The following is a 12,541-nucleotide window of genomic DNA, read 5'->3' on the forward strand; positions in this document are numbered from 1 at the left end:
CGGCTGACAAGCTCTCGCTACGCCGTTCTGGATGCAAGGTCGCTGAGGCGGCCTTTTTCTTTTTACTTGCCTGCCGGGATGCCGGTAGGCTGGATATAACCCATTTTCCAGGCGATCAGGATGCAGACAAACAGCAGGATGGAAAAGCCGACACGAAACGCCAATGCGCGCGCCATGTTGCTGGTTTTTGCCTTCCCGCCCGTACCGTCCTTCAGCATGAAAAACAGCGCGGAAGCCAGACTCGCGATGATGGCCAAAAATGCAAGTGCAACGAGGTAATTCATGAACCGGATTATCGGCGCATGAGTTCACGCCTGCTCCAGCCGCGTTTTGTGGTTTTGACGCTTGCGACCGTGCTGATGGTCGTACTGACCTTTTCGCTGGGCCAGTGGCAAATGCGTCGTGCTGCCCAAAAACAAGCGTTGCAGGCTGCCATTGATGCACAAAAAAGGCTTCCAGCCCTTGACGAACGGGCGTTGCCAGCTATTGAAAATATAGCAAATATGATGCACCGTGAGGCCGTGGTGCGCGGCAGTTGGCAGGCCGCGCATACGGTGTACCTGGACAACCGGCCCATGGACGGCAAGTCCGGCTTCTGGGTGGTGACGCCCTTGCTGCTGGCCGGCAGCACGCAGTCCGTCCTGGTACAGCGTGGCTGGGTGCTGCGCGACTTCACCGACCGCACGCGGCTGCCCGAGGTGGATACGCCCCCCGGTGTGGTCACCGTCTACGGCCGCATGGCCCCGCCGCCATCCAAGCTTTATGAGTTTGAAGGGGCGGTGCAGGGCCGTATCCGGCAAAATCTCGATCTGCCGGCCTTCAGCGCCGAAACCGGTTTGCGCTTGCTGCCGGCTTCACTGCTGCAGTCTGGAGCAGCCAGTGGGGGCCTGCTGCGCAACTGGCCGGCGCCCAACACCGGCGTGGACAAGCACCACGGTTATGCCTTCCAGTGGTTTGCGCTGTGCGCGCTGCTGGTCGGCCTGTATGTCTGGTTCCAGCTGCTTCTTCCGCGCCGCAGGTCTTCTGTCCCTCCTTCTGTTCTTGATAGCGATTTACCGTGACACCTTCCCAGCCTCCTTCCTCCGTGCCCGACGGCCGTGACCAGCCGCTGGATCTGACTGTGCACAGCCTGCCGCAAGCCGATGCGGCTGCCGCCATCGCGCGGCCCGATACGCGTGCCGGCCGCTGGAAAATGCTGGCCGTGCTGCTGGTCTGCGCGGCGCCGGTGATCGCCTCCTACTTCACCTATTACGTAATTCGTCCGGACGGTCGGCGCAACTACGGTGAGCTGATTGATCCGCAACGGCCGCTGCCGGCCCTGGACGCCGTGACGACCGACGGCCAGCGCCTGGCCTTGCCAGCGCTCAAGGGCCAGTGGTTGCTCGTCAGTGTGGCCGGCGGCGCCTGCGATGCGGCTTGCCAGCAGCACCTGTATTTTCAGCGCCAGCTGCGCGAGTCGCTGGGCCGCGAGAAAGACCGGCTGGACCGCGTCTGGCTGGTAAGTGACGAGACCGCCATTCCCGCAGCGCTCAACACGGCGCTGCAGGGCGCCACCGTGCTCCGCATCGCCGGCCTGGCGCAATGGTTGCAGCCCGCGCCTGGTCAGAAGCTCTCCGATCACTTGTATGTGGTGGACCCGATCGGCAACTGGATGATGCGTTTTCCGGCCGACATGGACGCTGCCGGTGCGGCGCAGGCCAAGCGCGATCTGGAACGCCTGCTGCGCGCGTCCGCCTCCTGGGACAAAGCCGGCCGCTAGATATGACCCCCACGCTTGTCGCTTCGCGTACTACGCTGCCCCCCGAGGGGGCTGCTGCGCCTGCGGGCCGGCAAAGCCGGACCCGCGGCTCCTGCTGGTCTGGAAACCCGCAATAACCCGCTTCTGTTAAACATGGAAACGCAAGAGCTTTACAACCTGAGCCCGGCGCTGCGGCTGATGGGCATGGGCCTGGTGCTGGCGCTGGGGCCGCTGGCCTGGGTCTGGCTGCGCAACAAGAACCAGCCGATGGCGCGGCGCCTGCGTGTGCTGACCCTGCTCACCTTGTTCCTGACCTTTGACCTGGTGCTGTTCGGCGCTTTCACGCGGTTGACCGACTCCGGGCTCGGTTGCCCGGACTGGCCGGGGTGTTACGGCCATGCCAGCCCGGTGGGCGCCAGCCAGCCCATCAGCGCGGCGCAGACCGCCATGCCCAGCGGACCGGTCACGCATTCCAAGGCCTGGATAGAAATGATCCACCGCTACCTGGCCACCGGTGTCGGCGTGTTGATCCTGACCTTGGCTGTGGCCACCTGGCTGAGCCGTCGAAAGGGGCAGCAGAACGCAAGTATTCTGTCGGCTTGGTGGCCGATGGCCACACTGGTCTGGGTTTGCATTCAGGGGGCTTTCGGCGCTTTGACCGTGACCATGAAGCTGTTTCCGCTGATCGTGACCCTGCACCTGCTGGGCGGGCTGATCCTGTTGGCCTTGCTGCAGGCCCAAGCCGTGCGTTACGCGCAGGCGCATGACGCCACGCGGACGGTGCTTTTGTCAAAGGGCGTCTGGCTGTTGCTGACAGCAACCTTTTTGCTGTTGTGGCTGCAGATTGCGTTGGGCGGCTGGGTCAGCACCAACTATGCGGTGCTGGCTTGCAGCGAGTTTCCGGCCTGCCAGGGCAGCTTCTGGCCGGCCATGGACTTCCGCGAAGGCTTCACCTTCTGGCGCGCGCTGGGCGCTGGGCTGGACGGTAACAACATCAGCTTCCAGGCGCTGACCGCCATTCACTATGTGCACCGGCTCGCCGCTTATATCGTGTTTGCCGCCTTGCTGGCACTGGCCTGGCAGTTGCGGCGGATTCCCGCGATGCGTTCTTATGGCAACTGGGTAGGCGGCCTGGCGCTCTGGCAGTTCGCCACCGGCCTGAGCAATGTGGTGCTGGGCTGGCCGCTGGTTGCCGCGGTGTCGCACACCGGCGGCGCGGCCGCATTGGTGGTGGTGCTGACGGGCGCTCTTTTTTCGAGCCAGCGCGTCCCGCAGGCAGCAAGTGCGTCAAAATTGAGGGCTTCCCCTTTATGAACTCCTCAGATTCTTCCGCCTCCGTGGCAATTCCGGCGTTTGTGCCGTCGAAGTTCGCGCAGTTCTACGCGCTGACCAAGCCGCGTGTGGTGCAGCTTATTGTGTTCTGCGCGTTGATCGGCATGGTGCTGGCGGTGCCCGGTGTTCCGGGCTGGGCTGAGATCAAGCTGGCCGTGATTGCCTGCGCCGGCATCTGGCTGGTGGCCGGGGCTGCTGCGGCCTTCAACTGCCTGGTCGAGCAGAAAATCGATTCGAAAATGAAACGCACGGCCTGGCGCGCCACCGCGCAGGGGCAGATCAGCAATCCGCTGACGCTGGCTTTTTCCAGCCTGCTGTGCGCCGCCGGTTCCGTGATTCTCTATGTCTGGGTGAACCCGCTGACCATGTGGCTGACCTTTGCCACCTTTGTCGGCTACGCGGTGGTCTACACCGTGATCCTGAAACCGCTGACACCTCAAAACATCGTGATCGGCGGTGCTTCCGGCGCGATGCCGCCGGTGCTGGGCTGGGCCGCGATGACCGGCAGCGTGACGCCCGAGGCGCTGATCCTGTTCCTGATCATCTTCCTGTGGACGCCGCCGCACTTCTGGGCGCTGGCGCTGTATCGGGTGGAAGACTACCGCAAGTCCGGCCTGCCGATGCTTCCGGTGACCCACGGCAACGAATTCACACGCCTGCAGGTCTTCCTTTACACCCTGGTGCTGTTTGCGGCCTGCCTGATGCCCTTTGTCTTCAAGATGAGCGGCTGGCTCTACCTGGTGGTGGCCATAGCGCTGAGCTTCGGCTTCAGCTGGTATGCGTGGAAGCTGTGGCGCAATTATTCGGACGCGCTGGCGCGCAAGACCTTCCGCTTTTCGCTGATTCACCTGTCTGTTTTGTTTGCGGCGCTGCTGCTGGACCACTACCTCGTATGAGCTTCTCCCCGACTTCTTCCAGCAAACGGAATGCTATCAAGTTAATAGCTGGTGGTGCATTCTGGACAGGGGCTGGAGGCCTTTTTGGCTTGTTATCCGGTTGCACCGAGACCAAACCGCAGTTCGTCAGCATCGACATCACCGGCGCCGATTACGCGAAAGACTTTGCGCTGGCCGACCACAACGGGCAGATGCGCAGCATCAAGGATTTCGCCGGCAAGGTGGTGGTGGTGTTTTTCGGCTTCACCCAGTGCCCGGATGTTTGCCCGACCTCCATGGCCGAGCTGGCCGAGATCAAAAAGATGCTGGGTACCGACGGCGACCGCCTGCAGGGGCTGTTTGTTTCGCTGGACCCCGAGCGCGACACGCCCGAGGTGCTCAAGGCCTACATGACCAACTTCGACCCGAGCTTTCTGGCCTTGCGCCCGGCGCTGGACAAGCTCCCGCAAGTCGCGAAAGACTTCAAGATTTTCTACAAAAAGGTCGACGGCAAGACCCCGGGGGCCTACACCCTGGACCATTCGGCCGGCAGTTATGTGTTCGACCCGCAGGGCCGGGTGCGCCTGTACAGCCGTTACGGGAGCGGTGCGCCGGCACTGGCGGCCGACGTCAAGCTCCTGCTCAAAGGAAGCTAAGTCCTCCCCTGACCGGCAAAAAAAAGCCTGCACACGATGGTCGTATGCAGGCTTTGGGTGCGGCCAGTGGTGACCGCAGCAATCAAAAGGTGTCAGGCCATCACGCGTAGGCGGCCAGGACCTTCTTCATTTTTTTCATGGCCGCTACTTCGATCTGGCGGATCCGTTCGGCACTGACCTTGTACTCGGCCGCCAGGTCGTGCAGCGTCATGCCGCCGGACCCGTCGTCGTTGACCTTGAGCCAACGTTCCTCGACGATGCGGCGTGAGCGATCATCCAGCCCTTCCAGCGCAGTTGAAATGCCGTCACTGGCCAGGTAGTCGCGCTGGCGCGACTCCATCAACTGGGTCGGTTCCTGCGTCGCGTCCGACAGGTAGGCAATCGGGCCATAGGCCTCTTCACCGTCGTCGCTTGGGCTCGGGTCCAGCAGCACATCGTGGCCCGACATGCGTTGCTCCATCTCTATGACTTCCTCACGCTTGACGTTCAGCGTTTTCGCCATCGAGTTGATCTGATCCTGCGTCAGCGTGTCGCGGTGTGTCGCCACATCGGCGTCGTCCTTGAAACCCTGCTTCATCGAGCGCAGGTTGAAAAACAACTTGCGCTGGGCCTTGGTGGTGGCGACCTTGACCATGCGCCAGTTTTTCAGGATGTACTCGTGCATCTCGGCCTTGATCCAGTGCAGCGCATAGCTGACCAGGCGCACGCCCTGGTCGGGATCGAAGCGTTTGACCGCCTTCATCAGGCCGATATTGCCTTCCTGAATCAGGTCGGCGTGGGGCAGGCCATAACCGAGGTATTTGCGGGAAGTCGCCACCACCAGGCGCAAGTGAGAGAGCACTAACTTACCGGCTGCGTCCAGGTCATTGTTGTCCTTCAGACTGCGCGCAAACTCCTGCTCCTGCTCCAAAGTGAGCATGGGCAGGCGATTTACCGCCGAAATATAAGCGTCCAGATTGCCCAGAGGCGGCAGCAGCGACCACGGATTGGCGCTCGCCAAGGCCGTGCTGGCGGGTGTCACTTTGGGGGAAAGCGCATAGGACATGAGGCAAAACTCCTTTTCTGAAGTCAAATATTAGCACTCTGTTGGAGAGAGTGCTAAGCAATAGGTTCAATGACTTGAATAGGGTCAGGCTATGCGCGTAACCGCTTAACCGTCCCCTGTTGGAGACCTGATCCTGAACTTTGGTTCAGCCAAGCCGTGTAGGAAAGCAGCCAGACCGCGCGGCGTCCAAACCCGCGCGTACTGGCGCTCAGTCTCCCTTGGCTTTGCGTGGCAAGGCTGGGCCAGGAGACTGGGCGGCAGAAGGCGTTGAAAATTGGACCGCTGTGGCCGCTTTGCAGCCGACGTTCCGTTTGCCGCCCAGGCTCCGGGCGGCGCGAGGGTTTCTCAGGGACGCGCCAGCGCGGTCAGCGTCTGCACATCCGTGGCCGTGCCCACCGCCCAGCAGGCCTGGATCAGATCGACTGTTTTAGTCGCACCGATGACCGCGTTCGACATGCCGCTGAACTTGGCTTCCAGCATGGCGTCAGTCATCGGGTTCTGCAGCGAGCCGATGGCATGTTCGACAAACACATGCACGCGCCGGCCGTCGGTCAGCACGGCGGTCACGTCGGCGCTGGCTTCGTCGATGGAATCGTCCACCGTGGCCACCACCTTGCGACGCAGCGCCACCATGTCGGCCCGGTTGACGATCTCGTCGGAGAACTCGTCCTCGGCCGCGCGGCCGAAGGTGAGGCCGGCGGCGCAGCCGTGGTAAACGCTGAACTTGGCCTGCAGGCCGTCCTGCGGCTCCTTCTTGCCTGTGAGCTCGAGCACCAGCGAATGCACCTTGAGCTCGATGCTGGCGATCTGTTCCGGCGTCACGCCTTGCGCGCGCAACTGGGCGCAGGCGTCGATGCTGGGGTGGATCACGATGCCGCAGGCAAAGGGTTTGTAGCTGTTGAAGGAAATTTCAAAGCGCTGGCCGAGCTCATCGGTGATTTCGCGCCAGTCGTTTTTGGTCGAGACCGTTTGCATCATGCCGCGCGGCGCTTCCAGTGCCTTCGGGCTGGCGGTGTAACCCTGGCTGGCCAGCAGCGCCGACATCAGGCCGGCGCGTGCCGCACCACCGGGGTGAAAGGGTTTGGTCATGGTGCCAAATTGCTCGCGCATGCCGACCGGCTGCGAGGCGGCGATGCCCAGCGCCATCGCGGTTTTCTGCATATCGAGCTTGAGCAGGCGCGCGCAGGCGGCTGCGGCGCCCAGCGTGCCAGTCGAGCCGGTGATGTGCCAGCCACGGTCGTAATGTTCAGGGTACATGGCGTTGCCGACGCGGCAGGAGACATCAATTCCCAGCACCAGCGCGTCGATCAGTTCGCGGCCTGAAGCGCCCGTGTGTTCGGCCAGTGCCAGCACCGCCGAGGCCACCGGCCCGGCCGGGTGGATGATGGTTTTCAGATGGGTGTCGTCGAAGTCAAAGGTGTGCGAGGTGATGCCGTTGATGAGGGCGGCGCTGGCCATGTCGACCTTGCCGGCGCGGCCCAGCACGCTGGCCTGCGGAGCGGGTTGCAGCATGTTGACGGCGGCGAGCGCCGCGTCGGCAGCTTCGTGCTTGGCGGCGCCGACGGCGCAGCCGAACCAGTTCATGAAGGTGCGGTGCGCCTCGTGATCTACAGCAGCGCTCCAGCCGCCGGCCAGAAAGCCGGGATGGGTGGCGACTTGTTTGGCCAGGATCTGGGTGACGGGCGGGGCGTTGTGGTCGGCGACGACCTGGGTATTGCGGGCCATGGGTTCTTTCGGCAAAACTGCCAGAGGTTTAAAGCGCTATAAAAAAAGGAGCTGCTCACGCCCATGGGACATGGGCTAGAGGTCTGTTTTGCTTGTAATGTCAGCTGTCGAGCTGAATCCCGCGGGCGCGGGCAAGCTGGGTCCAGCGCGCAATGTCGGCCTTGATGAAGTTGCCGAACTGTTCCGGCGTCATCACCTGCGGCTCGATCGCCTCGACCGAGAGTTTTTCGCGCAGGTCAGGTGCGCGCAGCACCGTGGCCAGGGTGTCGTTGAGCTGCTTCACGATGGGGGCAGGCATGCCGGCCGGGCCAACCACGCCGTACCACTGCTGCGCGTCAAAACCCTTGAAGCCGGACTCGTCCAGCGTCGGCAGGTCCTTGAACTGAGGGTGGCGCTGCAGCCCCGTCACGGCCAATGGGCGCACCCGGCCCGAGCGGATGTGCGGCACGGCGGCAGCCAGGCCCGGGAACATGGCCTGGGTCTGGCCGCCGATCAGGTCGGTGAACGCCGGCGCAATGCCGCGGTAGGGAATGTGCACCATGAAGGAGGCGATCTGCTGCTTGAACAACTCCATCGTCAGGTGGGTGAGCGAGCCCTGTCCGGCCGAGCCGTAGCTGACTTTGCCAGGGTTCTTTTTCACGTAGTCGATGAATTCCCGGATGTTGTTCACAGGCAGCGAGGCATTGACCACCAGCACATTGGGCGTGCCGCCAATCATGCCGATCGGCGTGAAGTCCTTGATGGCGTCATAGGGGAGCTTGCGGGTCGCCGGACTGGTGCCGTGGGTGGCGACATAACCCTGCAGCAGCGTGTAGCCGTCGGGCGCCGCACGCGCCGCCGCCTGGCAGGCGATCACGCCGCCGCCGCCGCCCTGGTTGTCCACCACAAAATTTTGCTTCAGCAGATTGCCCCAGCGCTCGGTCACTGTGCGGCCGACCATGTCGCTGCCGCCGCCGGCCGATACCGGCACGATGTAGCGGATGGCCTTGGAGGGGTAGGCCGCCTGCGCACGGGAAAGGCTGGGCAGGCCCAGCAGCGCTGGCGCTGCCTGAAGAAGGGTGCGTCGTTTCATGAGGTGTCTCCGGGGTGGTTTTTATAAAGCGGGTAAAAAAATCAGGGCGCTGGTGCCGCATCGACCAGGCGCCGGAAGGCATCACTCACATGGTGTGCCATCAGGGCTTCGCAACGCTGCGGATCGCCGTCACGCACGGCCTGGACGATTTCCAGGTGTTCGGCAATCGAAGCCTGCATGCCGTAGTCGTGCGACAGGTTTTTCAGGCGCGACAGGTGCAGCTTTTGCACGATGCCGCGGTAGCTGTCGGCCAGGGTCTGGTTGCCGGTGGCTTCGATCAGCGCCCAGTGGAAACGCAGGTTCTCGCCGTAATAACGCTGGACTTCGTGTCGGCTCTCAGCATCTTTCATGGCCAGGGCGGCGTCTTCAAGAATTTCAAGCAAAGCGGTTTTGTCAGAAGCAGGTAATTGCGCTGCCTGGCGCCCGGCAAAACCGTCGAGCAGGCTGCGCATCTGGTAGAGGTCGCGGATCTCGGGTGCGTCGAGCTGGCGCACAAACACGCCCGCATGTTTGCGCGCAACGACCAGGCCGGAGCTTTCGAGCTCGCGCAGCGCTTCACGCACCGGCACACGTGAAACGCCGAGACGGGCAGCGACATCGGGCTCGTTGATGCGTTGACCGGGCACCAGCACTCCCTTGAGGATCAGCGACAACATGTCACCCTTGACCAGTTTGGCCAAGGAGGTGTCACGAACGTCGTTAAAACGGTCGGCGGAAGATTCGGTGAGCCAGGGCAGCATGGGATCAATCTGAGATTTGATATATCGTATACGAAAATACTTACAAAAAAGACCACCCGCCGTGATCATGCGGAATGCGTTTGGAACGCAGTACAAACAGGGAAGTGAGGGAGGCAGAGGCAGAGACGGGAGCCTCAGGGCAGGCGTTTGTCGTCGCGTATTTCGCGCACTTCAACATCCACCACATCGGCCTCGCGCACGGGGGCTGCGCCCCGTGCGCCGGCGCCGGGCCAGAAAGCGCCAGGAGAAACCTTCCGGAAGCGTCCGAACACCATGGGCTGGGGTTTCTTGCCGGTGATCAGGGCCTTGAGCAGGCCCAGGGCAATCAGGACCAGACTGGCCGCCAGCAGACTGATTGCAAAAACGGCCGCACATACCCACAGGATCAGACGCAGGGCAAACCGCAGGACGCGGTTGATGAAAGAAGGCAAGTGTTTATTCCCGATAAAACCAGTTTGGATTACATGTGGCTGAATGCTTGCACTTCAAGTTACCAGCGCAGGCCGAGTTTGGTGAAAAGTTTGCTCAGCACAAACAAGGGGCCGACCCACAGGTACTGAATATCTTCAAAGAACGAAGGCTTCTTGCCTTCCAGTTTGTGGCCAACGAACTGCAGCACCCAGGCGCCGATAAAAATCGCAACCGACAGTTCCAGCACCCAAGGCCCCATGGCAAACACCAGCGCCACAATCAACAGCGACCACAGCACCATCGTGACCAGGAATACCAGCGACAGGCGCATGTAATACACCATGCTCGCCGCGATGAAGGCATAAGCGACATAGGGGTGAAGCGCAAACATCATGCCGACAAGGCTCAGCATGATGAGCGGGATGGCGATGAAATGGATCAGTTCGTTTTTTGGATTGCGGTGGCTTTCTTCGTAGTGCGCCAGCAACTGGTCAACCCGGCGGACGCCGTGGGCATTGGGAGAAACGGTGGTGTTCATGGTGGCCTCCACAGCCGGTATAAGGGTCCGGAGAAGAGGTCACTTTAAAGCATTCAGGTGGCAGCTGCCATTCGGGGAATCACCGTCCGTCGGGGCGGCTGCCCTATGCCGCCAGCAGGTCGAGCTGGTTTTTCAGGGCGTCCGCAATCGTCAGCCCCGCCTGATTTGCCTGTTGCTCCAGACTGGTTCTGCGTGCACCGGCCAGGCGCACCCCGTCGTCAAGCAGCATTTCGCTGATCAGCGTCTCCATGCGTTCGTCATACACATCGCGACCGGCCAGTGCGCCGGGATCGATCACCACAAAGGCCTGGCCGATGCGGGGCGCATTGCCTTCATCAACAAAAAACGAGGACGCTTCAAAGCCGAATTGGGCGCCTACAACGGCGGTCACCAGCAACTCGACGATCAGCGCCAGCATCGAACCTTTGGAGCTGCTGACGGCGCCCAGCGGTAGCATGGAGCCAGCCAGCCCGGCCTTCGCGTCGGTGGTCGGCTGGCCCTGGCTGTCCAATGCCCAGCCCAGAGGAATCGGCCGGCCCTCTTTGGCCGCGACCATCAGTTTGCCGCGCGCTACTTCGCTGAGCGACAGATCAATCATCAGGGGGGCGGCATGGCGGCGCGGAAATGCTGCAGCCACCGGGTTGGTGCCGAAAATCGGGTGTTTGCCGCCAGCCGCCGGCATGGCTGCAGGCGAGTTGGCAAAGCCCAGGCCAACCATGCCGGCATCGGCCACCGCGCGCAGGTGATCGACCAGCACACCGCAGTGGTGGCTGTTGGTCACACCCGCAAAACACACGCCCAGTGATTGCGCCGTGGTGATGGCGGTGGCGACAGCGAGATCGCAAGCTGGAAAAGCCAATCCCTGTTTTGCATCGACCAGCAGCGCTGCACCCCTGTGGCGGGCGATCACCGCCAACGCCTGCCCGTCGGCGCGGCCATTGCGCAGGTGCGTGGCGTACTGCACCACGCGGCTCAACCCGTGTGAGGTCAGGCCCTGCGCTTCGGCGCGCACCAGCGCCCGCGCGGTGCTGCCTGCCATGGCTTCGCCCGCGCCCGCGTTGCGCAGAGCGCGCGCCGCAAGGCGGCTTGCTTCTTCAATGGACATGTGGGCCATGGCTCAGGCCCGTGTGCGCAGCGAAGGGCCGCCCCGGGCAGGCACAGCCCCTTTTGACAAGGACTGGGGCAGCGTATCGCCGGAGGCTCGCGAAGCGACAAGCGTGGGGGCCATATTCACGCGCTTTCGAACAGACGCGTCAAAACAAATTCGCGGTGGCCCAGCGCTTCGGCCGCCGTAAAGCGCCCGTTGGCCGTGCGCAGCATGCTTTCCAGCAGCTTGTCGCCAGCTTGGTCCAGCGTGATCTCGCGCTGAAGCAGGCCCGAGGTGTCCACGTCGATGTGTTCGCTCATCAGCCGCACGGTGCGCGGGTTGGAGCAGATCTTGATGACCGGGACAATCGCGTTGCCGATGACATTGCCTTGGCCAGTGGGGAAGAAGTGCACGGCATAACCGGAGGCGGCGCAGAGTGTGACCATCTCGGCAGCGGCGCTCGACGAGTCCATAAACCACAGGCCGGGATGCGTTGGCATCTCGGCCTTGTCGATGACACCGTCCACCGTGCATTTCTTGCCAATTTTCTGGATGTTGCCGAGCGCCTTTTCCTCAATGGTGGTCAGGCCGCCGGCGATGTTGCCCTTGGTCGGCTGCGAGTCCGACAAGTCGCTGGTCTTATGGCGGTCGATCATGGCCTGGTAGCGGTTGAACATGAACATGAACTGGTCGCGGATTTCGTCCGTCGCGCAGCGCTCGGCCACAATTTTTTCGCCGCCGGTGATCTCGGAGGTTTCACCGAAACACAGGTAGTTGCCCAGCGGATGCAGCTTGTCGAAGGCGTTGCCGACGGTCGGATTGGCGCCGCAGCCGGAGGTGGTGTCCGACTCGCCGCATTTGGTGGAGACCCAGAGTTCGGAGATCGGGCAGACTTCGCGCTGCTTTTCGCTGGCCCACTGCACATACTCACGGGCCGCTTTGGAGGCCCGCATGATGGTCTCGTGGTCGCCGTGGCCTTCAATGCCAAAGCCCACCACCGGTTTGCCGGTAGTGGCAATGCCGTCCACCACTTTTTTGGTCCAGCTGTCCTCGATGCCAATGACCACGACGGCCGCGACGTTGGGGTTGCAGCCGGCGCCAATCAGGGTGCGGAAATGCAGCTCCAGGTCGGCGCCGAACTGCAGGCGGCCGTAGGGGTGCGGAATGGCCATCGCGCCCTTGATGTTGTGGGCCACGGCTTCAGCGGCGGCATTGGACAAGTCGTCCAGCGGAAGAATGATGACGTGGTTGCGAACGCCGACGCGTCCGTTTTCGCGGCGGTAGCCGAGGAAGGTGGTGTTTTTATCGATCACTGACATGAA

14 protein-coding genes are annotated in these 12,541 nt (G+C 62.5%); 5 read left to right on the plus strand and 9 right to left on the minus strand.

The features are described 5' to 3' along the window. Positions 1-62: 62 nt before the first annotated feature. Positions 63-284, minus strand: a complete 222-nt coding sequence (locus IEX16_RS00775) for a twin transmembrane helix small protein (protein WP_188705618.1) — start codon at positions 282-284, stop codon at positions 63-65. Positions 285-302: 18 nt separating this feature from the next. Between IEX16_RS00775 and IEX16_RS00780 the strand changes: the two genes are divergently transcribed. The 5 genes from IEX16_RS00780 to IEX16_RS00800 all read left to right on the plus strand — a co-directional run bounded on the left by IEX16_RS00780 (position 303) and on the right by IEX16_RS00800 (position 4,601). Next, positions 303-1,061, plus strand: coding sequence for an SURF1 family protein (locus tag IEX16_RS00780; RefSeq protein WP_188705621.1), 759 nt, complete (start codon positions 303-305; stop codon positions 1,059-1,061). After that, complete coding sequence (locus IEX16_RS00785) at positions 1,058-1,759, plus strand: redox-active disulfide-containing membrane protein (protein WP_229676096.1); 702 nt, start codon at positions 1,058-1,060, stop codon at positions 1,757-1,759. The genes IEX16_RS00780 and IEX16_RS00785 overlap by 4 nt, the downstream gene beginning before the upstream one ends. A gap of 132 nt (positions 1,760-1,891) precedes the next feature. Then, on the plus strand, positions 1,892-3,052 hold the full coding sequence (locus IEX16_RS00790) for a COX15/CtaA family protein (protein WP_188705623.1): 1,161 nt from the start codon (positions 1,892-1,894) through the stop codon (positions 3,050-3,052). After that, a complete protein-coding gene (gene cyoE / locus IEX16_RS00795; RefSeq protein WP_188705626.1) occupies positions 3,049-3,966 on the plus strand; it encodes a heme o synthase in 918 nt (305 codons plus the stop codon). Before IEX16_RS00790 ends, cyoE begins: the two co-directional genes overlap by 4 nt. Beyond that, positions 3,963-4,601, plus strand: a complete 639-nt coding sequence (locus IEX16_RS00800) for an SCO family protein (RefSeq protein WP_188705627.1) — start codon at positions 3,963-3,965, stop codon at positions 4,599-4,601. The genes cyoE and IEX16_RS00800 overlap by 4 nt, the downstream gene beginning before the upstream one ends. Before the next feature lie 100 nt (positions 4,602-4,701). On the opposite strand, the gene rpoH is transcribed toward IEX16_RS00800, so the two are convergent. The 8 genes from rpoH to IEX16_RS00840 form a co-directional block, all read right to left on the minus strand. Next, positions 4,702-5,646 (minus strand): RNA polymerase sigma factor RpoH, encoded by a 945-nt coding sequence (rpoH, locus tag IEX16_RS00805; protein ID WP_188705629.1) that lies wholly within the window; start codon positions 5,644-5,646, stop codon positions 4,702-4,704. Between the two features lie 345 nt (positions 5,647-5,991). Next, on the minus strand, positions 5,992-7,371 hold the full coding sequence (locus tag IEX16_RS00810; protein WP_188705631.1) for an MmgE/PrpD family protein: 1,380 nt from the start codon (positions 7,369-7,371) through the stop codon (positions 5,992-5,994). Between the two features lie 100 nt (positions 7,372-7,471). Next, entirely contained in the window at positions 7,472-8,443 is a 972-nt protein-coding gene (locus tag IEX16_RS00815) for a Bug family tripartite tricarboxylate transporter substrate binding protein (RefSeq protein WP_188705633.1), read from the minus strand. 41 nt (positions 8,444-8,484) lie between these two features. Next, the gene (locus tag IEX16_RS00820; RefSeq protein WP_188705636.1) at positions 8,485-9,183 is read right to left on the minus strand and encodes a GntR family transcriptional regulator; all 699 of its coding nucleotides are present in this window, start codon (positions 9,181-9,183) and stop codon (positions 8,485-8,487) included. A 134-nt stretch (positions 9,184-9,317) separates the two neighbouring features. Further along, positions 9,318-9,614 carry a hypothetical protein gene (locus tag IEX16_RS00825; RefSeq protein WP_188705638.1) on the minus strand — a complete coding sequence of 99 codons (297 nt, stop codon included), beginning with the start codon at positions 9,612-9,614 and terminating at the stop codon, positions 9,318-9,320. Between the two features lie 59 nt (positions 9,615-9,673). Continuing rightward, on the minus strand, positions 9,674-10,132 hold the full coding sequence (locus IEX16_RS00830) for an Mpo1 family 2-hydroxy fatty acid dioxygenase (protein WP_188705640.1): 459 nt from the start codon (positions 10,130-10,132) through the stop codon (positions 9,674-9,676). Between the two features lie 103 nt (positions 10,133-10,235). Beyond that, positions 10,236-11,246 (minus strand): Ldh family oxidoreductase, encoded by a 1,011-nt coding sequence (locus IEX16_RS00835; RefSeq protein WP_188705642.1) that lies wholly within the window; start codon positions 11,244-11,246, stop codon positions 10,236-10,238. Between the two features lie 116 nt (positions 11,247-11,362). Further along, on the minus strand, positions 11,363-12,538 hold the full coding sequence (locus IEX16_RS00840; RefSeq protein WP_188705644.1) for a UxaA family hydrolase: 1,176 nt from the start codon (positions 12,536-12,538) through the stop codon (positions 11,363-11,365). Positions 12,539-12,541 lie beyond the last annotated feature (3 nt).

Source organism: Polaromonas eurypsychrophila (assembly GCF_014641715.1).
Lineage (GTDB): Bacteria > Pseudomonadota > Gammaproteobacteria > Burkholderiales > Burkholderiaceae_C > Polaromonas > Polaromonas eurypsychrophila.

Excerpts from the sequence above, each read along its gene's own strand:
- IEX16_RS00775 (WP_188705618.1), bottom strand. The coding sequence starts at position 284 with ATGAATTACCTCGTTGCACTTGCATTTTTGGCCATCATCGCGAGTCTG.
- IEX16_RS00780 (WP_188705621.1), top strand. The coding sequence starts at position 303 with ATGAGTTCACGCCTGCTCCAGCCGCGTTTTGTGGTTTTGACGCTTGCG.
- IEX16_RS00790 (WP_188705623.1), top strand. The coding sequence starts at position 1,892 with ATGGAAACGCAAGAGCTTTACAACCTGAGCCCGGCGCTGCGGCTGATG.
- cyoE (WP_188705626.1), top strand. The coding sequence starts at position 3,049 with ATGAACTCCTCAGATTCTTCCGCCTCCGTGGCAATTCCGGCGTTTGTG.
- IEX16_RS00800 (WP_188705627.1), top strand. The coding sequence starts at position 3,963 with ATGAGCTTCTCCCCGACTTCTTCCAGCAAACGGAATGCTATCAAGTTA.
- rpoH (WP_188705629.1), bottom strand. The coding sequence starts at position 5,646 with ATGTCCTATGCGCTTTCCCCCAAAGTGACACCCGCCAGCACGGCCTTG.
- IEX16_RS00810 (WP_188705631.1), bottom strand. The coding sequence starts at position 7,371 with ATGGCCCGCAATACCCAGGTCGTCGCCGACCACAACGCCCCGCCCGTC.
- IEX16_RS00815 (WP_188705633.1), bottom strand. The coding sequence starts at position 8,443 with ATGAAACGACGCACCCTTCTTCAGGCAGCGCCAGCGCTGCTGGGCCTG.
- IEX16_RS00820 (WP_188705636.1), bottom strand. The coding sequence starts at position 9,183 with ATGCTGCCCTGGCTCACCGAATCTTCCGCCGACCGTTTTAACGACGTT.
- IEX16_RS00830 (WP_188705640.1), bottom strand. The coding sequence starts at position 10,132 with ATGAACACCACCGTTTCTCCCAATGCCCACGGCGTCCGCCGGGTTGAC.
- IEX16_RS00835 (WP_188705642.1), bottom strand. The coding sequence starts at position 11,246 with ATGGCCCACATGTCCATTGAAGAAGCAAGCCGCCTTGCGGCGCGCGCT.
- IEX16_RS00840 (WP_188705644.1), bottom strand. The coding sequence starts at position 12,538 with ATGTCAGTGATCGATAAAAACACCACCTTCCTCGGCTACCGCCGCGAA.